The following is a 21692-nucleotide window of genomic DNA, read 5'->3' as shown; positions in this document are numbered from 1 at the left end:
CCTCCGCCGGCCCCGCCGCGCTTCCCGGCTCGCTCGCTCACGCGGAGACCCCCTCCTGCTCGCACAACCAGCCGACGATGCCCTCGACCGCGTCGCGGCAGCCGCCGCAACCGGTCATGGCGCGCGTGGCGGCGGCCACGGCCTCCACGTCGCGGGCGCCGGACTCCCAGCACGCCCTGATCTGGCCCTTCGTCACGTTGTTGCACTGGCACACCTTCGCCGCGTCCGGCATCCGGACCGGGCTGTCGGCCACCGCCGCCCCGGCCAGGCCGGGGAAGAGCAGGCCCGCCCGGTCGCCGGGCACCGGCGCGCCCCGGTCGAACAGCTGGGTGACGGTGCCCACCGCCGCCGTCTCGCCGAGCAGGATCGCCCCGACCAGGCGTCCGTCGCGGATGACGAGCTTGCGGTAGGTGCCGCGGGCCCGGTGGCTGAACCGGACCACCTCGGCGTCCTCCTCCGTCAGATGGGTCTCCCCCATCGCGGCCAGCTCGACGCTCCTGGCCTTCAGCCGGGTCACCAGCCGCGACCCGCGGTAACGCGCGGTCTTGTCGGCGCCGGTGACCAGGTCCGCGACCACGGCCGCCTGCTCCCAGGCCGGGGCGACCAGCCCGTAGACCGTGCCCCGGTGCTGGGCGCACTCTCCGATCGCGAAGATCGACGGGTCGTCGGTGCGCAACTCGTCGTCCACGACGATCCCGCGCTCCACCTCCAGGCCCGCCGCCGCGGCCAGGCCGGTCACCGGGCGGACCCCGCAGGCGAGCACCACCAGGTCGCCGCCGACCTCCTCGCCGCCGGCCAGCCGTACGCCGTGCTCGCCGATCTCCTCGACCACGACGCCGGTGCGGGTGCGCACGCCCAGCTCCGTCAGGGTCTCCTCCAGCACCAGCCCCGCCTCGGGGTCGAGCTGGCGCTCCATCAGGTGCCCGGCCAGATGGAGCAGCGTCACCGGCAGGCCGCGCCCGGCCAGCCCGCGCGCCGCCTCGACGCCGAGCAGCCCGCCGCCGACGACCACCGCGCCGCGCGCCGTCCGCGCCGCGGCGAGGATCGCCTGGCAGTCGTCCAGGGTCCGGAACGCGACGGCCCGCTCCGCGCCGGGCACCGGCGGCACCACGGCCTCGCTCCCGGTCGCCAGCACCAGCACGTCGTACGGCTCCCGCGCGCCGTCGGCGGTGACCACGGCCTGCGTCTCCCGGTCGATCGCGGTGACACGGGCGCCCGGCACCGCCGTCACCGCGTGGTCGGCGTACCAGGCGGGGTCCAGCAGCCGGATCTGGTCCGGCAGCATGGTCCCGGCCACCACGTTCGACAGCAGCACCCGGTTGTACGGCTGCCGGTCCTCGGCGCCGAAGACGGTCACCCTGATGTCCTTGTCACGGGCGCGGACCTCGCTCACCAGGCGGGCGCCCGCCATCCCGTTGCCCACGACGACAAGCCGGGTCATCCGACACGCTCCAGTCTCACGGCGCACAGCTTGAACTCCGGCATCCGGGACACCGGATCGAGTGCGGGATTGGTCAGCAGGTTGGCTCCGGCCCAGTGGAACGGCATGAACACCGTGTCGGACCGGATCGCCGGGTTCACCCGGGCCACGCCCTCGGTCTCCCCTCTGCGGCTGACCACTCTCAGCCTCTGGCCCGCCGAGACGCCGAGGCGCTCGGCCAGGTCGGGGTGGATCTCCACGAACGTCCCGGAGACGACCGCGTTGAGGGCGGCGATCCGGCGGGTCTGGGCGCCGCTCTGGTAGTGGGCCAGCACCCGGCCGGTCGTCAGGTACAGCGGGTAGTCGGCGTCGACGTCCTCACCCGGGGGACGGTGCTCGACCGGCACGAAGCGGGCGCGCCCGTCGGGGGTGGCGAAGCGGTCCAGGAAGGGGCGGGGCGTGCCGGGGTGGCCGGTGCCCGGGCAGGGCCAGAAGACGCCGGTCTCGGCGGCGACCCGCTCGTAGGTGATGCCGGAGTAGTCGGCGATCCCGCCGGCGCTGGCGCGGCGGAGCTCGTCGAAGACCGCGCGCGGGTCCGCGGGGAAGCCCGCGGCCCCCCTCGGCCCGTCGGCGGGCCCGCCCAGCCGTACGGCCAGGCCCTGGATGATCTCCAGGTCGGTGCGGACCCCCGGCGGCGGGTCCAGCGCCCTGCGGCGGAGCAGGACCCGGCCCTCCAGGTTGGTCATGGTGCCCTCCTCCTCGGCCCACTGGGCGGTGGGGAGCACGACGTCGGCCAGGGCGGCGGTCTCCGACAGCACGAGGTCGGAGACCACCAGCAGGTCCAGGGACCTCAGCCGGTCGGCGACGTGCCCCGCGCGCGGGGCGGAGATCACCGGGTTGGAGCCGAACAGCAGCAGCGCGCGCGGCCCGGCCGGCGTGCCGAGGGCGTCGAGCAGCTCGTAGGCCGAGCGTCCGGGGCCCGGGATCTCGGCGGGGTCGATCCCCCAGACCTCCGCCACGTGCTCGCGCGCGGCCGGGTCGTCGATCCTCCGGTAGCCGGGGAGCTGGTCGGCCTTCTGCCCGTGCTCGCGGCCGCCCTGCCCGTTGCCCTGGCCGGTCACGCAGCCGTAGCCGGAGCCCGGCCGGCCGGGCAGCCCCAGGGCGAGGGCCAGGTTGATGAAGGCGGTCACGGTGTCGGTGCCCTTGGCGTGCTGCTCGGCGCCGCGCCCGGTGAGGATCACCGCGCGGTCCACCGTGCCGAGGATCTCCACGGCCAGGCGCAGCTGCGCGACCGGCACCCCGGTGACGCGCTCGACCCGCTCGGGCCACCAGGCCGCCACCGAGGTGGCGACCGCCTCGAAGCCGTTGGTCCGCTCGGCCACGTACGCGCCGTCCACGTGGCCCTCGGTGATCGCCAGGTGGAGCAGGCCGAGTGCGAGCGCCAGGTCCGTGCCGGGGGCCGGCTGCAGGTGGAGGTCGGCCAGGCGGGCGGTGGCGGTGCGGCGGGGGTCGGCGACGACCAGGCGGCCGCCCCGCTCCCGCATCGCGGCCAGGTGGCGGACGAACGGCGGCATGGTCTCGGCCATGTTGCCGCCCGCCAGCAGCACCGCGCCGGCCCCGGCCAGGTCGGTGATCGGGAAGGGCAGCCCGCGGTCCATGCCGAAGGCGCGGTTCGACGCCGCGGCCGCCGACGACATGCAGAACCGGCCGTTGTAGTCGATCTGGCTGGTCCGCAGCACCACCCGGGCGAACTTGCCCAGCAGGTAGGCCTTCTCGTTGGTGAGGCCGCCCCCGCCGAACACGGCCACGCCGTCGGGGCCGTGTTCCGCCTGCAGCGCGCGGATCCGGTCCGCGACGAAGTCCAGCGCCTCGTCCCAGCCGACCGGCTCGCCGTGCAGGAGCGGGGTGGTGAGCCGCGCACCGCCGGCCAGGAGCTCTCCGGCGGTCCAGCCCTTCTGGCAGAGCCCCCCGGAGTTGGCCGGGATGTCCGTCCGCGGGGTGATCTCCACCGTGCCGGTCCCACCGGCTCCGCCGGCTCCCGCGGCTCCCCCGGCGACGTTCATGCCGCACTGCAGGGCGCAGTACGGGCAGTGGGTCGCCACCGGCGCCTTCACAGGATCCAGGGTGGGAAGTGAGATCGGCATGGGTCCGATGGTGCTTTCGGGCGGTTTCACCGCTGGGTCCCTCCTGTTACCGCTGTGCTACAAGCCGCTAACCGCGTTCACGCCCGCCTCGACCCGGCCGTGAGGTTCCGGGCACGGGCGGAGGGCCGCTCAGACGCGGGCGGCCGCCAGGCTCGGGACCGAGCCCGCGGTCCGCAGGTAGCACGCCCACGTCACGGCCGCGCAGATCGCGTAGAACCCGGCGAAGGCGGCCAGCGCGGCCCCCGCGCCGCCCGTCGCGGCGATGGAGCTGCCGAACCCGCGGTTGATGAAGAAGCCGCCGAAGGCGCCGACGGCGGAGATGATGCCGACCGCTGCCGAGGCGTCGCGCTTGCCGGCGGCGAGCGCGGCCTCGTAGGCCGGGGTCCCGGCCGGCACCCCGGCGGTGGCCTTGGCCCGGAAGATCGCCGGGATCATCCGGTAGGTCGAGCCGTTGCCGACCCCGGTGGTGGCGATCAGGAGCATGTAGGCGCCGAAGAACAGCGCGAAGGAGTGCTGGGCCAGCCCCTGCCAGACCAGCGCCACCGCGCCGGCCATCGCACCGAAGTTGACGAGCGTCACCCGGGCCCCGCCGATCCTGTCCGCGAGCCAGCCGCCGGCCGGGCGGACCAGCGAGCCCACCAGCGGGCCGAGGAAGGCCAGCGAGACCAGGGAGGCCGCCTCGGGGAACTGGCTGTTGATCAGGAGCGGGAAGGCGGTGGAGTAGCCGATGAACGAGCCGAAGGTGCCGATGTAGAGCACCGACATGATCCAGGTCTGCGCCCTCCCGGCGATCTTCAGCTGCTCCTTCGGCTCGGCCTTGGCCGTGGTCAGGTTGTCCATGAAGAAGAAGGCGCCGAGCGCGGCGGCCAGGATGAAGGGGACCCAGAACAGCCCGGCGGCGGCCAGCCCGAACGCGCCGATGATCAGCGGCATGACGAGCTGGACGGAGCTGACGCCGATGTTGCCGCCCGCGGCGTTGAGGCCGAGCGCCGAGCCCTGCTTGCTCTGCGGGTAGAAGTAGGTGATGTTGGCCATGCTGGAGGCGAAGTTCCCGCCGCCCAGGCCCGCGGTGGCCGCGATCACCAGGAAGACCCAGTACGGCGTGGCGGGATCGCTCACCGCCACGGCCAGCGACACGGCGGGGACGAGCAGGAGCAGGGCGCTGACCACCGTGAAGTTCCGGCCGCCGAACTTCGCCGGCCCGAAGGTGTAGGGGATGCGCAGCGCCGAGCCGACCAGGTTCGGCACGGAGACGATCCAGAAGAGCTGGTCGGTCGAGAACCGGTAGTCGCCGAGCTTGACGGCCACGATGCTCCACACCGTCCAGAGCGTGAAGCCGAGGTGCTCGGCGAAGATGGAGAAGACCAGGTTGCGCCGGGCGACCTTCCTCCCCCGGCTCTCCCAGAAGGCGGGGTCGTCGGGCCGCCATTCGGTGATCCAGCGCGTGGCCGTCATTCTTCCTCCTGCTGCGGTTTCCGGGGGGATTCGGTACGGAAACCTAGGAGGAGGGCGTTACGCACATTCACGTTCTGTGATGGTGCACCGTTACGTGTGTCTAACCGCTGAAATACGCGATGCACACGCCGCACGTCCGCAACGCGGTGGAAACATGACCGGATTCCCAGCCGGGGTTGGGATTCGACGGCGCGGGGAATCGTTACGCCTGTCAGATCCGCCGCTTCGGGGAGTGCGCGTGGCCGTCCAGCCGATCCGACCGTTCAGCGATCCCGTGCTACGCACCGTGGCCGAGCCGGTGACGACCTTCGACCGCGAGCTGCGCGGTCTGGTCAAGTCCCTCCAGGCCACCCTGCGCGCGGGCGCGGACCGCGCCGGACTGGCCGCCCCGCAGATCGGCGTCCCGCTCCGGGTGCTCGTCTACGCGGCCGACGGGCGGGCCGGCCATCTCGTCAACCCGCGGCTGGAGCCGTCCGAGCGGAAGGTCACCGCCGAGGAGGCCTGCCTGTCGGCGCCCGGCCTGTGGTGGCCGCTGGAGCGCTCCTACATGGTGACCGCCCGGGGGCGCGACATGTTCGGCAAGCCCGTCACCGTCCGCGCGCTCGGCACGCTCGCCCGCGTCCTGCAGCACGAGGCCGACCACCTCGACGGCGTGCTGCTGCCCGACCGCCTCACCGAGGCGGAGCGGGAGCGCTTCCTGCGGCGCGTCCCGTCCTGACCGGTGGACCGGCGGGGCGGGTCCACCAGGGCTCTTGCCATCCATCTGGATTTCAAGTAACTTGAAGAAGTTGCCGTCGCAGTTTTCAGTGAGCTTGTCATCTCAAGTGCTCGGAAGTCCGTCGACAGCGGGCGTTCCAGCTTTCTCCGGATGGTCTCCGCGGATGCATGGCAGTGTCCGCAGTGCAGCCCCGCACCGCCGACCCGGCGGTCCGGTGAGGCTCCCAACAAGGAGAAAACAGTCTTGTCTGAAGGCACCGTCAAGTGGTTCAACGCCGAAAAGGGCTTCGGATTCATCGCTCCGGATGACGGCAGCGCCGACGTGTTCGTGCACTTCTCGGCGATCAACTCCAGCGGCTACCGCAGCCTGGAGGAGAACCAGCGGGTCAGCTTCGTCACCACCCAGGGCCAGAAGGGCCCGCAGGCCGACCAGGTCCAGCCTCTCTGACGCGTTCAGAGCCTTCCGGGCCCGCACCGCCTCAGGCGGTGCGGGCCCGGCCCTTTTCCATGCTTTCCCGGGCCCGGCCCTTTTCCAGACCTTCCCGGGCCCGGCTCTTCTCCATGCTTTCCCGGGCCCGGCCCGCGCGCCCTTCGCGCGCAGGCGCACCGTGCCGCGGCGCGCCTGCGCCTTGCGAACCCGGAACCGTCAGAGCGTGACGCCGAGCAGCGCGTCCGCGACGTCCCTGACGAGCGCGGGCGCCTGCGGGTCGGTGCCGCCCTCGGACAGCGCCTGCTCGGCCCAGGCGTCGATGACGGCCAGCGCCCCGGGCGCGTCCAGGTCGTCGGAGATCCGGGCGCGGACCCCGTCGAGCACCCGGCCGGCCTCGGGCCCCGCCTCCATGCCGGCCGCCGAGCGCCAGCGGGCCAGCCGTACCTCGGCGGAGGCCAGCTGGTCGGCGGTCCACTCCCAGTCGGTGCGGTAGTGGTGCGCGAGCAGGGCCAGCCGGATGGCCATGGGGTCGCTCTCCCGGCGGAGCCGGGAGACGAAGACCAGGTTGCCGCGGGACTTCGACATCTTCTCGCCATCGAGGGCGATCATGCCTGCGTGCACGTACGCCCTGGCGAAGGGCCACTCGCCGGTGGCCACGTGGCCCTCGTGCGCGCCGCACTCGTGGTGCGGGAAGATCAGGTCGGAGCCGCCGCCCGCGACGTCGAAGCCGCTGCCGAGGTTGGCCAGCGCGATCGCGGTGCACTCGATGTGCCAGCCGGGGCGCCCCGGGCCGAACGGCGAGGGCCAGGACGGCTCGCCCGGCCGCTCGGCGCGCCACAGCAGCCAGTCGAGCGGGTGCTTCTTCCCGGCCCGCCCCGGGTCGCCGCCGCGCTCGCCCGACAGCTCCAGCATCCGCTCCTCGGAGTAGCCGGAGACCGCGCCGAACTTGGGGGCGGCGGCCACGTCGAAGTAGACGTCCCCGTCGAGCTCGTAGGTGGCGCCCTTGTCGCGCAGGCCCGCGATCAGCTCGGCGACCAGGTCGATCGACTCGGTGACGCCGACGTACTCGCGGGGCGGGAGGATGCGCAGCGCCTCCATGTCGGTCCGGAACAGCTCGATCTCGCGCTCGGCGAGCTCCCGCCAGTCCTGCCCGGTCTGCGCGGCGCGCTCCAGGAGCGGATCGTCGACGTCGGTGGTGTTCTGGGTGAAGTGCACCTCGTGACCGGCGTCCCGCCAGGCGCGGTTGACCAGGTCGAAGGCGAGGTAGGTGTTGGCATGGCCCAGGTGGGTGGCGTCGTAGGGCGTGATCCCGCAGACGTACATCCGCGCGGTGGGTCCCGGCTGTGTGGGGACGACCTCTCCTGCGGCGGTGTCGAACAGCCGCAACGGAGCACCAGCACCAGGGAGCCGAGGAACCTTCGGCGCAGACCACGATCTCATGTAGCGAGCCTATCCAGCAGACGGACCACCCCGATCACCCCGGGGCGGTGGATACGGGGGCGTCCATGACAACCACCGGGGCGGTCCCGCTCATTCCTGAGCGGTGCCCTCCGCCCTCTCCGGCAGGACGCGGCGGAACGCCGCGGGGTCGCCGGGGTCTCCGGTGAAGTCGTAGCGGACCCCCTCGGCGGCGAGGGCGAGCAGGGTGACCGAGAGGGAGGCGAACACCCGGCCGTCGGGGAGCTCGTGGCGGACGATCATCGCGCGCGGGTCGCCGGCCGGCAGGCCCGCCCCGGTGGCCAGGAAGGCCCACTCCCCCCACGGCCCGTCCAGCGCGGCGGGCCGCGGGGCCCGGGCGAACCGGGGGCGGAAGAACGCGACGCGCTCGTTCTCCTCGCCGCTCTCCAGCCCGCTGTTGACGATCATGTGGGTCCCGGCCGGCAGCTCCGTCGCGGTCCGCGCGGCCCCGTCCCAGCTCCACAGGCGCGCTCCGGCGGGCTCGGCCAGCACCAGGTGGAAGGGGTCGTAGCGGGTCAGGTCCAGCTCCGGCAGCCGGCCCTCGGCCGCCGCCAGCAACGGCAGCTCGCCCCGGGAGCGGCGGCCCCGCTCGGGCGCGGGCACGCCGTGGCCGTTGAGCAGCGCGGCGGCCCGCCGGGCGGCGGGGTCGACCGCCAGCCAGGTGCCGCCCGCGAGCAGGTCCCGGCCGCCGACCAGTCCGGGCCAGTGCTCCGCCGGGGGCGTCCAGGGGCGGCCGGTGAACTCGTCACGGACGCCGGCCAGGACCAGGGGGACCGCGGCGCCGGGGGCGACGCTGACGACAACCGTGCACATGCCCGGCAGGCTACGCCTCCGCCGGCGGCCCGCCCGGACCGGGCCGCCCGCACGGGCGCGGACGGGGCACGGCCCGCCCGGCCACGCGGCCCGCCGGATACCAGCGGAGCACGGCCCCGCCCCGGGGCGGGCGGCTCAGATCGGCGGCCAGGGCAGGGCGGGCCAGTCCTGGGAGGGCCGCGGGTGCGTCCCGGTGTCCAGGAGCCTGCGGACCCGCATCCAGGTGGCCTCCACCTCGGCGAGCGTGAGGAGCTCCCGGAGCCGGCGGCCCAGAGCGCCCCGCTCCAGCTCCCGCTCCAGGCGGGCCAGGACGTTCACGGCCTCCCGGGACAGGGGCCTGCCGCGCCACTGCCAGAGCACGGTGCGGAGCTTGTCCTCGGTGGAGAAGCAGACGCCGTGGTCCACCCCGTAGACGTGCCCGTCGGCGAGCGGGAGCAGGTGGCCGCCCTTGCGGTCGGCGTTGTTGACGACGGCGTCGAAGACGGCCATCCGCCGCAGGGCGGGCTGGCGGCTGCGGATCAGCGCCATCAGGTCGGCCTCGGGATCGGCGTCCACCCACAGCTGGCACATGCCGGGGCCGAAGGGCCCGTCCCGGTAGACCGTCGGGGGGACGATCCGCCAGCCGGTCGCCACGGAGACCTCGAAGGCCGCGACCTCCCGGGCGGCCAGGGTGCCGTCGGGGAAGTCCCAGAGCGGCCGCTCCCCCCGCACCGGTTTGTAGACGCAGGCGGCGGCGAGACCGCCCAGCCGGACCGAGCAGTAGAGCGTCATGTTCGTCGCCTCGACCAGCCGGCCGGCGACCTCGAGGTGACCGTCGCGGAGCAGCCTCAGCGCGGAGGCGTCGTCCAGTCCCGCCGCGGGCGGCGCGCTCAGCGTGGGCTCGCTTTCGGCACTCATTCGCCTCCTCCAGCGGATGACGCGGCACTACCCCGGAAACCGTTGAGCCGCACGCAGATGTGCCCCTCCGCGTCGAGCGGGAGCCCGCAGAGCGGGCAGGGCGGGCGGCCCGCGGCGACGAGGGCCATCGCCCGCCGGCTGAAGGCCCTGGCCGCGGCCGGGCTGATGCGGACCCGCAGGACGGCGGGCTCGGCGAGGAGGGACGGCTCGAACTCCTCGTCCTCCGCCACGGCCTCCTGCGCCTCGATCACCACCTGGGACGTCTCGGGGTCCCAGGCGAGCGTCATCGTGCCGACCCGGAAGTCCTCGGTGATGGGCATGTCGAGAGGGTCGTTGTCGGTGAGGCCCTCCGGCGCGGCCGCGGGGACCTGGGCGCTGCCCCCGCTGCGGCGCAGCACCTCGTCGAGCAGCTCGTCGAGACGGTCCGCGAGCGCGGCCACCTGGAACTTCTCCAGCCCGACGGTGGTCAGCCTCCCCGCGCCCCGGGCCTGCAGGAAGAAGGCCCGCGAGCCCGGCTGCCCCACCGCACCAGCCACGAACCTCTCAGGTGGGTCGTAGTCGAACACCGGCATAGCCCCGACCTTACGTGGTCCCGGATCCGCCGCCGACTGCGGCGTCGCTCACGGTGGAGTTTTCTCCCCCGTCCACTTCCTCCGAACCCTCCGGGGGTCGCAATCCGGTCACATCTGAGCCCACGTCGTTGAGCCTGAGCACGAAGGGGCGCAAGGGGGTGTAGCGAATGACGGTGAGCGAGGCGGGGTCGGCCGTTATCCGCTGGAACTGGTCCAGGTGCAGGCCCAGGGCGTCGGCCACCACGGCCTTGATCACGTCGCCGTGGCTGCAGACGAGGTAGACGCCGCGGGGGCCGAGGCGGGCGTTCCACTCGCGGACGGCGGTCACCGCGCGGTGCTGGACCGCGGCGAGGGACTCCCCTCCGGGGAACGTCACCGCGCTCGGGTGGGCCTGCACCACCGGCCAGAGCGGGTCCTTCGCGAGCTCGGCGAGCGGGCGGCCGGTCCACTCGCCGTAGCGGCACTCCCCGAACCGCTCGTCGGTCAGCACCTCCTGCCCGCGCCCGCCGGCGACCGCCCGCGCGGTCTCCAGGCAGCGCTCCAGCGGGCTGGAGACGATCGCGTCCAGCTCCAGGGAGGCCAGCCGCAGCGCCAGGGCGTCCGCCTGGGCCCGGCCGGCGTCGCTGAGATGGACGCCCGGGGTCCACCCGGCCAGCACCGGGCCGGTGAGCGGGGTCAGGCCGTGTCTTGCCAGCAACAGCGTCGTCACGGCACCAAGTGTTGCAGCAGTCGCTCCCTCGTTTTTACCCATCCGGGCGGTAACCTGGCCGGATCATGGAGCAGCGCTATGTCGGCCGGAGCGGCCTGTCGGTGTCCCGCCTCGGGCTCGGGACGATGACGTGGGGGCGCGACACCGGCGCGGAGGACGCCGCGGCACAGCTCCGCGCCTTCGCCGACGCCGGCGGCACCCTCATCGACACCGCCGACGTCTACACGGGCGGCGAGGCCGAGCGGCTGCTCGGGCGCCTGCTCCGCGACACGGTGCCGCGCTCGGAGCTGGTGCTGTCCACCAAGGCCGTGCTCACCCCGGCCGGGAGGCGTCCCCGGGACGCCTCCCGGCGGCACCTGATCGCCGCCGCCGACGCCTCCCTGTCCCGCCTGGGGGTCGACGACGTGGACCTGTGGCAGCTGCACGCCTTCGACCCCGAGGTGCCGCTGGAGGAGACCCTGGCCGCGGTGGACGTCATCGTCTCCTCGGGCCGCGCGGCCTACGCCGGGGTGTGCGACTACACCGGCTGGCAGCTCGCCGCGGCGGCCGTCGCCCAGCAGGCCGTCCCCGGCCGCACGCCGATCGTCGCCGCCCAGGTCGAGTACTCCCTGCTGGCCCGGGAGCCCGAGCGCGACCTGCTGCCCGCCGCCGAGCACGTCGGCGCCGGGGTGCTGGCGTGGTCGCCGCTGGGGCGCGGAGTCCTCACCGGCAAGTACCGCACGGGCATCCCCGCCGACTCCCGGGCGGCGACCCCGCACCTGGCCGACTTCGTCACGCCGTACCTCGACGAGCGGTGCCGCCGCGTCGTGGAGTCGGTGGCCACCGCCGCCGAGGGCCTCGGTGTCTCCCCGCTGGCCGTGGCCCTGTCCTGGGTCCGCGACCAGCCGGGGGTGGCCGCGGCCATCGTGGGCGCGCGCACCCGGGCCCAGCTGGTCGACGCGCTCGGGGCGGAGGACCTGACGCTGCCGGTGGCGATCAGGGAGGCGCTCGACGACGTCTCCGCGGATTGAGACCGGACCGGAAAAGCCGGGAAGGCCGGAAACAGCCGGAACACCACGGGAACCCTGCCGGAACAGGGACGGCAAGAGACGGAGGAGCGCAGCGGAAATCCTTGTGCGCACGGGGAAGCCATATAGAACGAGAGTCTTTCTCGCGTGTCACTAGTCGATACCGAATCGCAACTTTCCGTGGAAAAGTTCGACCTTCACACAAAACTGTCATTCGGATGGCAGGAGGGGTTCAGTCAGGCGTCGCGGGCATGCCACCGCCGACGTGCGAGGGGGAGAGATGCGATCTGCGATCTCGGCCGGTGCGCTGGCGCTGGCGCTGGGCGGCGGGCTCTCCGTGGTCGCGACCGCATCCGCGGGCGCCGCGCACGCGGCCGACTGCGACAAGGGCGGCGGACTGCTGGGCGGGGTCACCGGCGGGCTCTGCCAGGCGGTGGACGGTGTGACCAACGCCGTGGACGGGCTGACGGGCTCCGTCCTGTCCCCGGTGACCGAAGGGCTCGACCAGACGACGGAGAAGGTCCTCAAGCCGCTCGGCCAGGCCGTGCCGACCGCGAAGCCGAAGGCGACGCCCGGGAGCGGGGGCGCCTCCGCCAAGCCCCCGTCCGAGCCGGAGGGAAAGGACGGGAGCGGGGGGCCGGGCCGAGACGGCGGTGGAGTGCTGCCCGACCTCCTCGACGTCTGCGTCTCCGTCGGCGGCGGGTGCGGCGGCTCCCCGGCGTCCTCGGCACCCGAGCAGAGTACGCGGCCGGCCGCGACCGCGCGGCCCCGCCCGGGGCAGAGCCGCAGGCCGGAGACCGATCGGGAACGACCGGGGAAGAAGGACCGCGAGGACCGGGAGAAGGAGGGGTCGCAGGCCCCGCTCCCCTCGCACTTCCCGGCCCGCCCCCGCCAGCCGGAGCCCCGGACGCACACCACGGAGGTGCGCGACCCGGTGCTGTCCGAGCAGCCCGCCGTCGACGTCGAGGCGCCCCGGGTGGAGCCGCTCTGGCCCGGTCCCCTCATCCAGGAGCTCCAGCAGCGCATGCCGGAGGAGCGGGCCGTCACGCCCAGCAGGTCGTCCGACCCGGCCGGCACCGCCCTCACCGCCGCCCTGCTCGCGGCGGCAGTCCTCGCCGTCCGGCTGATGTACGCCAGGCGGGCCGACGAGGAGTCGATCCCGTTCGAGCCGCTGCGCGTGGGACGGCACCGCGTCGCCTAGGGCCGCGCGGGCAGCCGGGTCCTTCCGGCGCGGGCGCGCCCGTACGGCCTGCAGGGGCCCGTGCCGTACGACTTACAGGGGCCCGTGCCGTACGCCGCCCGTGCGGGGCCCGCACGGGCGCGCGGTCAGCCGCCGATCGCGTGCACGCCGCCGTCGACGTGCACGATCTCACCGGTCGTGGCCGGGAACCAGTCCGACAGCAGCGCCAGGCACGCCTTGGCCGCGGGCACCGTGTCGGCCAGGTCCCAGCCGAGCGGCGCCTTCTCCGGCCAGCTGTCCTCGAACTCCCTGAAGCCGGGGATGCTCTTGGCCGCCATCGTCCGCAGCGGCCCGGCCGCGACCAGGTTCACCCTGATGCCGTGCCTGCCGAGGTCTCGCGCCAGGTAGCGGGAGCAGGACTCCAGCCCCGCCTTGGCCACGCCCATCCAGTCGTAGACCGGCCAGGCCTTGCTCGCGTCGAAGTCGAGGCCGACGATGGCGCTGCCCTCCTTCAGCAGGGGCAGGCAGGCGACGGCCAGCGACTTGAACGAGTAGGTGGAGACCTGCAGGGCGGTCGCCACGTCCTCCCACGGCGTGTTGAGGAAGTTGCCGCCGAGGCAGCTCTGCGGGGCGAAGCCGATGGAGTGCACCACGCCGTCGAGCCCGCCCAGGTGCTCGCCCACCCGCTCGGCCAGCGAGTCGAGGTGCTCGGTGTTCTGCACGTCCAGCTCGATCACCGGGGGCGGCTCGGGCAGCCGCCTGGCGATGCGCTCGACCAGGCTGAGCCGGCCGAAGCCGGTCAGCACGATCGTGGCGCCCTCCTCCTGGGCCAGCCTGGCCACCGAGAAGGCGATCGAGGCGTCGGTCAGGACGCCGGTGACCAGGATCCGTTTGCCGTCGAGGATTCCCATGAATACCGTCCTTCGTGAAGTGCTCCGCGGATGCCCGCGAGGGTGCGCGCCCGGTTCCCGGTGCGTGCGGCGACCTTGTGTGCGATGGCCTCGGGCGCGGTGGCCCTGCGCGCGGTGGCCGTGCTCAGTGGCCCATGCCCAGGCCGCCGTCCACGGGGATCACGGCCCCGGTGATGTAGGCGGCGTCCTCGCTCGCCAGGAAGGCGACGGCCTTGGCGATCTCCTCGGGCCTGGCCTGCCGGCCCAGCGGGATGTTCTTGCGGATCCGCTCCTGCTGGGCCTCGTCCAGCACGGCCGTCATGTCGGTCTCCACGAAGCCCGGGGCGACGACGTTCACGGTGATGCCGCGCGAGGCCAGCTCGCGGGCGGCCGAGCGGGCGAAACCGATCATTCCGGCCTTGGACGCGGCGTAGTTGGTCTGCCCGGCCGAGCCGCTCATCGCCACCACCGAGGAGATGAGCACGATCCGGCCGCGCTTGAGGCGGAGCATGCCCTTGGTGGCGCGCTTGGCCACCCGGTAGGCGCCGGTCAGGTTGGCGTCGACGACCTCGGTGAAGGTCTCCTCCTTCATCATCGGCAGCAGCGTGTCCCGGGTGATGCCCGCGTTGGCGACGAGCACCTCGACCGGGCCCTGCTCGGCCTCGACCTTGCCGAACGCCGCGTCCACGTCGGCCATGCTGGTGACGTCGCACTGCACGCCGAACAGCCCCTCGGGCGGCTCCCCGGAGCGGTAGGTCACGGCGACGGCGTCACCGGCGCGTGCGAGTTCGCGGGCGATCGCGAGGCCGATGCCGCGATTGCCGCCGGTTACGAGAACAGATCGAGCCATGGAGCCGACGCTATCCGTTACTTGCCGGTAGACCTGTTATCCGCGAGGGACAAGATCGCAGGTCTAGGATCGTGGACATGCGCCAGATCGATTCCGACTTCCTCGCCCTGCCCATGAGGCGGCTGGCGGACGCGGCCCTGCAGCGTGCCCGTGACCTCGGTGCCGAGCATGCCGACTTCCGGCTCGAGCGTGTCCGCGCGGAGACCCTGCGCCTGTCGGACGCGCGGCTGGAGGGTTCCATCGACTCCGACGACCTCGGCTACGCCGTGCGCGTCGTCAAGAACGGCACCTGGGGCTTCGCCTCGGGCATCGAGCTCACCCCCGAGGCCGCGGCCGCGGTGGCCGAGCAGGCCGTCGAGGTGGCCGTCATCTCCGCCGCGGTCAACCGCGAGCCCATCGAGCTGGCCCCCGAGCCGGTCCACGCCGACGTCACCTGGGTCTCCTCCTACGAGGTCGACCCGTTCGGCGTCCCCCTGCGGGAGAAGGCCGCGCTGCTGGCCGACTGGTCGGCCGGCCTGCTGAAGGACCCGCGCGTGGACCACGTCCGGGCCTCGCTGATGCAGGTCAAGGAGCAGAAGTTCTACGCCGACACGGCGGGCACCGTCACCACCCAGCAGCGGGTGCGCCTGCATCCGGAGCTGAGCGCGATGAAGGTCGGCGAGGGCCGCTTCGAGGAGATGCGCACGCTCGCCCCGCCCGTCGGCCGGGGCTACGAGTACCTCACCGGCACCGGCTGGGACTTCCCCGCCGAGCTGGCCGAGATCCCGGCGCTGCTGGAGGAGAAGCTGAACGCCCCCTCCGTCGAGGCGGGCGTCTACGACCTGGTGATCGACCCGTCCAACCTGTGGCTGACGATCCACGAGTCGATCGGGCACGCCACCGAGCTGGACCGCGCCCTCGGCTACGAGGCGGCCTACGCCGGGACCAGCTTCGCCACCTTCGACAAGCTCGGCGACCTGGTGTACGGCTCGCCGGTGATGAACGTGACGGGCGACCGCACCGCCGAGCACGGCCTGTCCACCATCGGCTACGACGACGAGGGCGTGGCCGCCAAGGAGTTCGACATCGTCTCCGGCGGCATCCTGGTCGGCTACCAGCTCGACCGGCGCATGGCGCGGATGAAGGGCCTGGGCGCCTCCAACGGCTGCGCCTTCGCCGACTCCCCCGGGCACATGCCGATCCAGCGCATGGCCAACGTCTCGCTGCGCCCGGCGCCCGGCGGGCCCTCCACCGAGGAGCTCGTCTCCCGGGTGGAGCGCGGCGTCTACGTCGTCGGCGACAAGAGCTGGTCCATCGACATGCAGCGCTACAACTTCCAGTTCACCGGGCAGCGGTTCTACCGCATCGAGAACGGCCGGCTGGCCGGGCAGGTCCGCGACGTGGCCTACCAGGCGACGACGACCGACTTCTGGCGCTCGATGGAGGCCGTCGGCGGCGAGCAGACCTACGTGCTGGGCGGCGCGTTCAACTGCGGCAAGGGCCAGCCCGGCCAGGTCGCCCCGGTCAGTCACGGCTGCCCGTCGGCGCTCTTCCGCGGCGTGCGCGTCCTCAACACCGTGGAGGAGGGCGGCAGGTGAGCGGGTTCGAGAACACCCCGGAGAGCGAGCGGACGAGGAGCGGCATGAGCCCCCAGGAGATGATCGAAAAGGCCCTGGAGCTGTCGACGGCCGACGACACCGTCGTCATCGTCGACGCCGGCTCCAGCGCCAACCTGCGCTTCGCGGGCAACACCCTCACCACCAACGGCGTCTCCCGCTCCCTGCAGCTGACCGTGGTCTCGGTCGTCGGGAGCGGCGCGGGCGTGGTGTCGCGGGCCGCGGTCCGCCCCGACCAGCTGGCCGACGTGGTCGCCGCGGCCGACCGGGCCGCGCGGGACGCGCAGCCGTCCGAGGACGCCCGGCCGCTGGTGGCCGGCGGCGTCTCCGCCGACTGGGACGCGCCCGCCGACCCCACCTCGATCGGCGTGTTCGGCGCCCTCGCCCCCGCGCTGGGCGAGGCCTTCTCCGCCGCCGAGGCGGGGGGCCGGAGGCTGTACGGCTACGCCGAGCACACCGTCACCACCACCTTCGTGGGGTCCTCCACCGGCACCCGGCTGCGGCACGCCCAGCCCACCGGCCGGCTGGAGCTCAACGCCAAGTCCCCGGACATGAGGCGCTCGGCGTGGGCGGGCGTGGCCACCCGCGACTTCTCGGACGTGGACGTGGCCGCGCTGGACTCCTCGCTGGCCCGTCGGCTGGAGTGGGCGAAGAACCGCGTCGACCTGCCCGCGGGCCGCTACGAGACGCTGCTCCCGCCGGGGGCCGTGGCCGACCTGATGATCTACCTGTACTGGACGGCCGGGGCGCGCGACGCCTTCGAGGGCCGTACGGTCTTCTCCAAGCCGGGCGGCGGCACCCGGGTCGGGGAGACCCTCGCCCCGCTCCCGCTCCGGCTGCACAGCGACCCGGCCGCCGCGGGCCTGGAGTCCGCGCCGTTCGTGATCGCGCACGCCTCCGGCCGGCAGAGCTCGGTGTTCGACAACGGCCTGCCGCTCGCCCCGACCGACTGGATCGCGGACGGTGCGCTGGCGAACCTGATCCAGACCCGGCACTCGGCCGAGCTGACGGACCTGCCCGCCACCCCCGCCATCGACAACCTGATCATGGAAGGGCCGTCCGGGGGCAGGTCGCTGGAGGAGATGATCGCCTCCACCGAGCGGGGGCTGCTGCTGACCTGCCTGTGGTACATCCGCGAGGTGGACCCGCAGACCCTGCTGCTCACCGGTCTGACCCGTGACGGCGTCTACCTGGTGGAGAACGGCGAGGTGACCGGGGAGGTCAACAACTTCCGGTTCAACGAGAGCCCGGTCGACCTCCTCCGCCGCGTCACCGAGATCGGAGCGAGCGAGCGGACGCTGCCGCGCGAGTGGAACGAGTACTTCACCCGCACGGTCATGCCCGCGCTCCGGGTCCCGGACTTCAACATGTCGACGGTCAGCCAGGCCAGCTGAGACGGCGGCGGGCCGTTCCGGCGCGTCCGCCGGAACGGCCCGCGCGCGGAACGGCTCCGCCCGGGCGGAGCGCGGCACCGGCGGGACCCTGCGGCGGGCGGCCGGGAGTCAGCGCCGGACGAGCGGGACGGTGTGCACCCGCTCCCAGCGCCTGCCCGTCACCACCCGCGCCGTGGCGTCGCGCAGGTCGTAGACCACCGACCAGCGGGTGTGCCCCTGGGCCACCCGCGCCAGGAGGGCCATCGCGTCCTCGCCGTCCCGCACGCCCGGCATGCCGGAGACGAGGGTGCGGTAGCGGGTGTCGGCCATCCGCCGCCGCGGGCCGGTGCCGGTCATGGCGAAGTTGGTCAGCGCCCGCTCCTCGATGACGTTGAGCCTGCCGCGGGCGAACTCCACGACGACCGACCTGCCGGTGGCGTCAGCGATCATGTAATGGAGCTGCGGCCCGCCGGAGAAGTCGATGTCGTGACCGCGCATGATCTCCAGCGCCTCGTCCACAGTCGCGGCCTCGTCCAGCATGATCCGCATGATGCGGACGCTGCCCACGGCCGGCCGGCCGGCCCTCCTGGCGGGGAGTTCGCCGTCGGGGACCTGTGCCATCCCGACGGCCAGGCCTCTGTCGTTCACCCCGTCGAAGGGCGTGAGCACGGCGTGGGCCATCCGGCGCCGGGTCAGGGGATCCGCCGTGTCGGGGGCGCCCGCGTCGCCGAGCACGTAGTACAGGTCCACCAGGGAGAGCGAGGCGTGGCCGTCGGGCGGGTCGGCGTGCACGATCATCGCGGGGTGGTCGTCCCAGTCGAAGTTGCGGCCGAACAGCGCCGGGCCGCCGTCCGCGGACGCGGGCAGGGCGAACAGCGAGCACGCCCAGTCGCCCGCCTGCGCGGAGAGCAGCCGCTCGTCGAGCGGCGCCCTCCTGTCGTAGGACCCGTGGAAGGTCATCTCGTAGAGGGGGAGGTCGTCCACCCGGCGGAGGCTCTCGATCGTCCGCCGGATGTCGGACGCGCTCTGGGTGAGCACCGGCCGCGGCTGCGCGGCCGGCGCGGGATCGGCCCGCGCGCTCGCGGAGGCTTGCGCGGGCCCGGTCCCCGTGCCCGCGGAGGGAGGAGGGGCGGTCTCGCGCGGCGGCGGCGCGGAGCAGCCTCCGGCCGCCGCCACGGCCAGGGCGGCCAGGGCGGCGCAGAAGCTCCGGCGGGGGCCTGCCACACCCGCCAGTGTGCGCCGCCGGGTCCCGCGCGGCAAGAGCCGCCCGCGGGCCGGGATCCTCCCGGATCAGGAGTCCTCAAGACGGAACCCGACCTTCATGCCCACCTGGAAGTGGCCGATCTCCCCGTCGACGATGTGGCCGCGCACCTCGGTCACCTCGAACCAGTCGAGGTGGCGCAGGGTCTGTGCGGCGCGGCGGATGCCGTTGCGGACGGCCGCCTCGATGCTCTCCCCCGACGTGCCGACTATCTCGGTCACCCGGTACGTTCGATCCGTCATTCCGTCGTCCTACCCGGAAGCCCTGAGCACATGACCGTTCGCCCCCGATCGATCCGAGGTCTACGGTGGAAGGTGTGAGGGGATGGCGCAGACGCGAGGTGGTCCACGAGGTGACCGACGCCCGGCCCTCGCTCAGCGAGGACATCGGGCGGCGTGAGCGGAACTATCTGATCAAGATGGGGATCCGGCTGATCTGCCTGGTCCTCGCCTTCACCGTGCCCGCCCCGATGGCGGTCAAGCTCCTGCTCTTCGCGGGCGCGATCTTCCTGCCGTACATCGCCGTGGTCGGGGCCAACGCCCCCCGCCGGGAGGTCTCCCCCCGCCCCGGCGACTCCGGCGCCGCCGACACAGGTCAGAACGAGATTCCGCGGCACCGACGCGAGATTGGGTCGTGACCAAGTCTTGACGCATCCCACGGGTTGTAGGTGTACGCTTTAACCAAGTGCCCTGGTCCCCCGTCGGGGCACTGGTGCCGGCGTTCCGGGCCCCCGTCGGAACGCCGATGAAGCGGCGCCGGGTGGTTTGCCCCCGTAACCACCCGGCGCCGCCCTTCTTTTCCCCGCTTCTCTCCCGCCGGACCCCTTCACCCGGCCTTTACCCCGCCTTTGCCGTCCTCCCCCGGCTCCCCGGCCGGGCCGCCTAGGCGTCGCCCATCGTCTCGGTGGTCGCCCGCTCCCAGTCGCGCGCCAGCCCGGCCACCCGCTCCGCCGCGTCGGGCGGGGCCGTCCCCGCCCCCTGCGCCAGGCCCAGGATGTAGGCCGTCAGCGGTGCGGCCGGACGGGCCACGCCGTGGGCGACGTCCTTGGTGAGGTCGAGCAACGCATCCCGGTCCACCCGGGCCGGATCGACGCCGAGCTCCCTGCAGACCAGCGCGGTCCACTCCTCCAGCACGTTCACGCCTTGCTCCTCACATGCTCCAGATCGTCCAACGTGTCGCAATCGAACCACGGTTCCCCGGGCAGGTGGAGAGTGGCCGGCTCCAGCGGGGCGAGCAGCCCGCGCAGCGACCGCCCCCCGTAGCGGGCCAGCGCCTCGGCGAGCACCGCCGTACGCCAGGCACCCACGAGCCACTGCTCGTGCCCGCCGTCGTCGACGAGCACCGCGCCGGCCCCCTCGGCGGCGAGCAGCGCCGCGACGTGCTCGGCGCGCAGGAGCGGCAGGTCGGCGGCGAGCAGCACCACCCGGGGGGCGGTCACCTCCGCCAGCCCGGCCCGCAGCGCCGGGACCGGCCCGCCGCCCGGCGGGTCCTCGGTGCGGAAGACCGCCCGCTCCAGCCCGGGCCGCTCCGGTCCCACCACGATGAGGCGGTCGGCGCCGGGCACGGCGGCGGCCACCCGCTCGATGAGGGGGACGCCGCCCACGGGCAGGCCCGGCTTGTCCCGCCCGCCGAGCCGGGAGGCCTTCCCACCCGCGAGGATCAGCGCGTCGTAGCCGCTCACGGCGACGGCACCGGCCCACCGCGGCCGGGCGCCGCGGACCGCCGGTCCCGCGGCGGGGCGGCGGCGCGGACGGGACTGCGGCGGTCTCGCGACCCGGGCACGGCGCTGCTCCCCGGGGCGCTAACCGCCGATGGCCGACATCGGGCGGGACGGCTGCAGGAAGGACGGGTCGTCGATGCCGTGCCCGGCCTTCTTGGCGCGGACCGCCGCCAGCCAGCGCTCGGCGAGCTCGTCGTCGGAGGCGCCGGAGCGCATCGCCGCGCGCAGGTCGGACTCCTCGGTCGCGAACAGGCAGTTGCGGATCTGGCCGTCGGCGGTGAGCCGTACCCGGTCGCAGGCACCGCAGAACGGGCGCGTGACCGAGCCGATCACGCCGACCCGGGCCGGGCCGCCGTCGACGAGGAACAGCTCGGCGGGGGCGCTGCCCCGCTCCGCAGGGTCGGCCTCGGTCAGGTCGAAGGAGGCCCGCAGCACGGCGAGGATCTCGTCTGCCGTGATCATGTTCTCCCGGCGCCAGCCGTGCTGGGCGTCCAGCGGCATCTGCTCGATGAAGCGCAGCTCGTAGCCCCGCTCCAGGCAGTAGTCCAGCAGCGGCACGGCCTCGTGCTCGTTGATCCCGCGCATCAGCACCGCGTTGATCTTCACGGGGCGCAGCCCGGCGGCCTCGGCGGCGGCCAGGCCCGCCAGGACGTCGGCCAGCCGGTCGCGGTGGGCGAGCTTGACGAACGTCTCGCGGTCGAGGGTGTCGAGGGAGACGTTGACCCGGTGGAGCCCCGCGACGGCCAGCGGCTCGGCGAGCCGGGCCAGCCCGATGCCGTTCGTGGTCAGCGAGACCTGGGGGGCGGGGGTGAGCGCGGTGGTGCGGGCCACGATGTCGACCAGCTCGCGGCGGAGCAGCGGCTCGCCGCCGGTGTAGCGGACCTCGGTGATGCCCAGGCGCTCCACCCCGATGGTGACCAGCCGGACGATCTCCTCGGCGGTCAGCAGCTCCGGCTTGGGCAGCCAGTCGAGGCCCTCCGGCGGCATGCAGTACGAGCAGCGCAGGTTGCAGCGGTCCGTGAGGGACACCCGAAGATCCGTCGCCACTCGGCCGAACGCGTCGCGCAGCACGGGCGCCACCCCTCATCCGTCGTCGTCCAGACAGGGAGCCAGCCTAAGGCCGACCCCCTCAGCCGCCCAAAAACCGGACCTCCCAGCCTGACAACGATCGCGCCGCCCGGGTGATTCCGCCGGCCGTACG

General features: G+C 73.7%; 22 protein-coding genes. 7 read left to right on the top strand and 15 right to left on the bottom strand.

Going from position 1 to position 21692, the window contains the following annotated elements:
- Window positions 1-37 precede the first annotated feature (37 nt).
- The 3 genes from ABD823_RS00305 to ABD823_RS00295 all read right to left on the bottom strand — a co-directional run bounded on the left by ABD823_RS00305 (window position 38) and on the right by ABD823_RS00295 (window position 5019).
- A complete protein-coding gene (locus ABD823_RS00305) occupies window positions 38-1441 on the bottom strand; it encodes an FAD-dependent oxidoreductase (RefSeq protein WP_344854540.1) in 1404 nt (467 codons plus the stop codon).
- A complete protein-coding gene (locus ABD823_RS00300; protein ID WP_344854539.1) occupies window positions 1438-3564 on the bottom strand; it encodes a molybdopterin oxidoreductase family protein in 2127 nt (708 codons plus the stop codon). The genes ABD823_RS00305 and ABD823_RS00300 overlap by 4 nt, the downstream gene beginning before the upstream one ends.
- A gap of 129 nt (window positions 3565-3693) precedes the next feature.
- The gene (locus ABD823_RS00295; protein WP_344854537.1) at window positions 3694-5019 is read right to left on the bottom strand and encodes an MFS transporter; all 1326 of its coding nucleotides are present in this window, start codon (window positions 5017-5019) and stop codon (window positions 3694-3696) included.
- 238 nt (window positions 5020-5257) lie between these two features.
- On the opposite strand from ABD823_RS00295, the gene ABD823_RS00290 reads away from it, so the two are divergent.
- Together ABD823_RS00290 and ABD823_RS00285 are read left to right on the top strand one after the other, a co-directional pair.
- Window positions 5258-5737 (top strand): peptide deformylase, encoded by a 480-nt coding sequence (locus ABD823_RS00290; protein WP_344854535.1) that lies wholly within the window; start codon window positions 5258-5260, stop codon window positions 5735-5737.
- A gap of 243 nt (window positions 5738-5980) precedes the next feature.
- Window positions 5981-6184, top strand: coding sequence for a cold-shock protein (locus ABD823_RS00285; protein ID WP_344854533.1), 204 nt, complete (start codon window positions 5981-5983; stop codon window positions 6182-6184).
- Between the two features lie 198 nt (window positions 6185-6382).
- Here ABD823_RS00285 and mshC read toward each other — a convergent pair whose 3' ends face one another.
- The 5 genes from mshC to ABD823_RS00260 all read right to left on the bottom strand — a co-directional run bounded on the left by mshC (window position 6383) and on the right by ABD823_RS00260 (window position 10615).
- Window positions 6383-7606, bottom strand: coding sequence for a cysteine--1-D-myo-inosityl 2-amino-2-deoxy-alpha-D-glucopyranoside ligase (mshC, locus tag ABD823_RS00280; protein WP_344854531.1), 1224 nt, complete (start codon window positions 7604-7606; stop codon window positions 6383-6385).
- Between the two features lie 90 nt (window positions 7607-7696).
- Entirely contained in the window at window positions 7697-8437 is a 741-nt protein-coding gene (locus tag ABD823_RS00275; protein WP_344854529.1) for an NRDE family protein, read from the bottom strand.
- Window positions 8438-8572: 135 nt separating this feature from the next.
- On the bottom strand, window positions 8573-9334 hold the full coding sequence (locus ABD823_RS00270; RefSeq protein WP_344854527.1) for an SCO1664 family protein: 762 nt from the start codon (window positions 9332-9334) through the stop codon (window positions 8573-8575).
- Window positions 9331-9906, bottom strand: a complete 576-nt coding sequence (locus ABD823_RS00265; protein WP_344854525.1) for a DUF3090 domain-containing protein — start codon at window positions 9904-9906, stop codon at window positions 9331-9333. The genes ABD823_RS00270 and ABD823_RS00265 overlap by 4 nt, the downstream gene beginning before the upstream one ends.
- 10 nt (window positions 9907-9916) lie before the next feature.
- Window positions 9917-10615, bottom strand: coding sequence for a histidine phosphatase family protein (locus ABD823_RS00260; RefSeq protein ID WP_344854523.1), 699 nt, complete (start codon window positions 10613-10615; stop codon window positions 9917-9919).
- Window positions 10616-10680: 65 nt separating this feature from the next.
- Here ABD823_RS00260 and ABD823_RS00255 point away from each other — a divergent pair, with 65 nt between their 5' ends.
- Window positions 10681-11625, top strand: coding sequence for an aldo/keto reductase (locus ABD823_RS00255; protein ID WP_344854522.1), 945 nt, complete (start codon window positions 10681-10683; stop codon window positions 11623-11625).
- A 277-nt stretch (window positions 11626-11902) separates the two neighbouring features.
- Window positions 11903-12823 (top strand): hypothetical protein, encoded by a 921-nt coding sequence (locus tag ABD823_RS00250; protein WP_344854519.1) that lies wholly within the window; start codon window positions 11903-11905, stop codon window positions 12821-12823.
- 125 nt (window positions 12824-12948) lie between these two features.
- On the opposite strand, the gene fabI is transcribed toward ABD823_RS00250, so the two are convergent.
- Both fabI and ABD823_RS00240 read right to left on the bottom strand, forming a co-directional pair.
- The gene (gene fabI / locus ABD823_RS00245) at window positions 12949-13713 is read right to left on the bottom strand and encodes an enoyl-ACP reductase FabI (RefSeq protein WP_344854517.1); all 765 of its coding nucleotides are present in this window, start codon (window positions 13711-13713) and stop codon (window positions 12949-12951) included.
- Between the two features lie 124 nt (window positions 13714-13837).
- Window positions 13838-14542 carry a beta-ketoacyl-ACP reductase gene (locus ABD823_RS00240; RefSeq protein ID WP_344854515.1) on the bottom strand — a complete coding sequence of 235 codons (705 nt, stop codon included), beginning with the start codon at window positions 14540-14542 and terminating at the stop codon, window positions 13838-13840.
- 77 nt (window positions 14543-14619) lie between these two features.
- Between ABD823_RS00240 and ABD823_RS00235 the strand changes: the two genes are divergently transcribed.
- Window positions 14620-16119, top strand: a complete 1500-nt coding sequence (locus ABD823_RS00235) for a TldD/PmbA family protein (protein ID WP_344854513.1) — start codon at window positions 14620-14622, stop codon at window positions 16117-16119.
- 44 nt (window positions 16120-16163) lie between these two features.
- On the top strand, window positions 16164-17531 hold the full coding sequence (locus ABD823_RS00230) for a metallopeptidase TldD-related protein (RefSeq protein ID WP_344854813.1): 1368 nt from the start codon (window positions 16164-16166) through the stop codon (window positions 17529-17531).
- A gap of 108 nt (window positions 17532-17639) precedes the next feature.
- On the opposite strand, the gene ABD823_RS00225 is transcribed toward ABD823_RS00230, so the two are convergent.
- Both ABD823_RS00225 and ABD823_RS00220 read right to left on the bottom strand, forming a co-directional pair.
- Window positions 17640-18734: a linear amide C-N hydrolase gene (locus tag ABD823_RS00225; protein ID WP_344854511.1), complete on the bottom strand. Its 1095-nt coding sequence runs from the start codon at window positions 18732-18734 to the stop codon at window positions 17640-17642.
- Between the two features lie 66 nt (window positions 18735-18800).
- The gene (locus ABD823_RS00220) at window positions 18801-19013 is read right to left on the bottom strand and encodes a dodecin (RefSeq protein WP_344854508.1); all 213 of its coding nucleotides are present in this window, start codon (window positions 19011-19013) and stop codon (window positions 18801-18803) included.
- A 74-nt stretch (window positions 19014-19087) separates the two neighbouring features.
- Here ABD823_RS00220 and ABD823_RS00215 point away from each other — a divergent pair, with 74 nt between their 5' ends.
- Window positions 19088-19408: a DUF3099 domain-containing protein gene (locus ABD823_RS00215; RefSeq protein ID WP_344854506.1), complete on the top strand. Its 321-nt coding sequence runs from the start codon at window positions 19088-19090 to the stop codon at window positions 19406-19408.
- A gap of 244 nt (window positions 19409-19652) precedes the next feature.
- Here ABD823_RS00215 and ABD823_RS00210 read toward each other — a convergent pair whose 3' ends face one another.
- The 3 genes from ABD823_RS00210 to moaA all read right to left on the bottom strand — a co-directional run bounded on the left by ABD823_RS00210 (window position 19653) and on the right by moaA (window position 21562).
- Window positions 19653-19910, bottom strand: a complete 258-nt coding sequence (locus tag ABD823_RS00210) for a DUF6457 domain-containing protein (RefSeq protein ID WP_344854504.1) — start codon at window positions 19908-19910, stop codon at window positions 19653-19655.
- Window positions 19907-20452 carry a molybdenum cofactor guanylyltransferase gene (mobA, locus tag ABD823_RS00205; RefSeq protein WP_344854502.1) on the bottom strand — a complete coding sequence of 182 codons (546 nt, stop codon included), beginning with the start codon at window positions 20450-20452 and terminating at the stop codon, window positions 19907-19909. The genes ABD823_RS00210 and mobA overlap by 4 nt, the downstream gene beginning before the upstream one ends.
- 120 nt (window positions 20453-20572) lie before the next feature.
- Entirely contained in the window at window positions 20573-21562 is a 990-nt protein-coding gene (gene moaA / locus ABD823_RS00200) for a GTP 3',8-cyclase MoaA (protein WP_344854811.1), read from the bottom strand.
- Between the last annotated feature and the right edge of the window lie 130 nt (window positions 21563-21692).

Source organism: Planomonospora alba, assembly GCF_039534085.1.
GTDB lineage: Bacteria > Actinomycetota > Actinomycetes > Streptosporangiales > Streptosporangiaceae > Planomonospora_B > Planomonospora_B alba.
This window is presented reverse-complemented; position numbering and strand designations above follow the sequence as displayed.

Bases quoted from the DNA above. Each gene is read 5' to 3' on its own strand.
- ABD823_RS00305 (WP_344854540.1), bottom strand. From the start codon at position 1,441: ATGACCCGGCTTGTCGTCGTGGGCAACGGGATGGCGGGCGCCCGCCTG.
- ABD823_RS00300 (WP_344854539.1), bottom strand. From the start codon at position 3,564: ATGCCGATCTCACTTCCCACCCTGGATCCTGTGAAGGCGCCGGTGGCG.
- ABD823_RS00295 (WP_344854537.1), bottom strand. From the start codon at position 5,019: ATGACGGCCACGCGCTGGATCACCGAATGGCGGCCCGACGACCCCGCC.
- mshC (WP_344854531.1), bottom strand. From the start codon at position 7,606: ATGAGATCGTGGTCTGCGCCGAAGGTTCCTCGGCTCCCTGGTGCTGGT.
- ABD823_RS00275 (WP_344854529.1), bottom strand. From the start codon at position 8,437: ATGTGCACGGTTGTCGTCAGCGTCGCCCCCGGCGCCGCGGTCCCCCTG.
- ABD823_RS00270 (WP_344854527.1), bottom strand. From the start codon at position 9,334: ATGAGTGCCGAAAGCGAGCCCACGCTGAGCGCGCCGCCCGCGGCGGGA.
- ABD823_RS00265 (WP_344854525.1), bottom strand. From the start codon at position 9,906: ATGCCGGTGTTCGACTACGACCCACCTGAGAGGTTCGTGGCTGGTGCG.
- ABD823_RS00255 (WP_344854522.1), top strand. From the start codon at position 10,681: ATGGAGCAGCGCTATGTCGGCCGGAGCGGCCTGTCGGTGTCCCGCCTC.
- ABD823_RS00250 (WP_344854519.1), top strand. From the start codon at position 11,903: ATGCGATCTGCGATCTCGGCCGGTGCGCTGGCGCTGGCGCTGGGCGGC.
- fabI (WP_344854517.1), bottom strand. From the start codon at position 13,713: ATGGGAATCCTCGACGGCAAACGGATCCTGGTCACCGGCGTCCTGACC.
- ABD823_RS00240 (WP_344854515.1), bottom strand. From the start codon at position 14,542: ATGGCTCGATCTGTTCTCGTAACCGGCGGCAATCGCGGCATCGGCCTC.
- ABD823_RS00235 (WP_344854513.1), top strand. From the start codon at position 14,620: ATGCGCCAGATCGATTCCGACTTCCTCGCCCTGCCCATGAGGCGGCTG.
- ABD823_RS00230 (WP_344854813.1), top strand. From the start codon at position 16,164: ATGAGCCCCCAGGAGATGATCGAAAAGGCCCTGGAGCTGTCGACGGCC.
- ABD823_RS00220 (WP_344854508.1), bottom strand. From the start codon at position 19,013: ATGACGGATCGAACGTACCGGGTGACCGAGATAGTCGGCACGTCGGGG.